This is a genomic window from Rhodococcus sp. IEGM 1354 (assembly GCF_030056855.1).
Lineage (GTDB): Bacteria > Actinomycetota > Actinomycetes > Mycobacteriales > Mycobacteriaceae > Rhodococcoides.
Genome location: NZ_JASHKT010000051.1, coordinates 1 through 241 on the forward strand (window position 1 = coordinate 1; position 241 = coordinate 241).

1 protein-coding gene is annotated in these 241 nt (G+C 63.9%); it reads left to right on the forward strand.

Features of this window, described 5'->3' with window-relative positions; all coding sequences use genetic code 11:
* Positions 1-241, forward strand: a 241-nt coding sequence (locus tag QM588_RS25620) for an AMP-binding enzyme (RefSeq protein ID WP_442972975.1), incomplete at both ends; no start/stop codon positions are given.

Sequence of the window (241 nt, forward strand, 5' to 3'; positions counted from 1 at the left end):
CAGGGCATCGTCGCGTTCGTCATCCTGCGCGCCGGCGAGGAGAACACCGGCGACGAACTCATCAAGGAGCTCAAAGCTCAAGTCTCGAAAGAGATTTCACCGATCGCCCGGCCACGCGAGATCTCCATCGTGCCCGAGCTGCCGAAGACCCGCTCCGGCAAGATCATGCGCCGCCTACTCCGAGATGTGGCCGAAGGCCGCGAACTCGGCGACGTCTCCACCCTCGTCGACCCGAAGGTGT